The organism is Neisseria sp. P0001.S005, assembly GCF_051963715.1.
In genome coordinates this window covers 1-513 of record NZ_JBQCTZ010000552.1, presented here as the reverse complement: position 1 = coordinate 513, position 513 = coordinate 1, and the positions used below count along the sequence as shown (strand labels likewise).

General features: G+C 58.3%; 1 pseudogene. It reads right to left on the bottom strand.

The features are described from left to right. Nucleotides 1–513: pseudogene (locus ACTHSP_RS21610) on the bottom strand (hypothetical protein); the annotation flags it as partial.

The following is a 513-nucleotide window of genomic DNA, read 5'->3' as shown; positions in this document are numbered from 1 at the left end:
CGGTGGTGATGTTGTCGTCGCCGGCAACGGTCACGGTGGAGCCGAGTTTTTCGATATTGGTGCTGCCGCTGTCGCCGCTGAAGGTCAGGCCTTTGCTGTCAACGGCGGTTTTGGCATCTACGCCTTTTTGGATTTCGGCTTTGGTGCCATCAGCCAAGTCGATGCTGTAGTCGGTCACGTTGTTCGAGTCTGCAGCGGCGGCGGTAACGGTCAATTTGCTCGAACCGGCGCTCGCAGTCGTGCCTTTGGCGTTGACGGTGTAAACGTCTTGGCCGTTGGTGTCGACGGTTTTAACCACGTCTTTGATATTGGTACCGGCACGTACTTCGGTACGGGCGGCGGCGCTTTGCTGTTTCAGCTGGCTGTAGTTGACGGCGTCGTTGTCATCGGTACCGGCGGCAACGTTGGTGATCTTGTTGCCGGCGGCATGGATGCCTGACTTGGTCACACTCGGGCCACCGGTAATGGTGAGGCCGTCTGAATTCAGTTTGCTGTCGCCTGCGGTCACGCTGT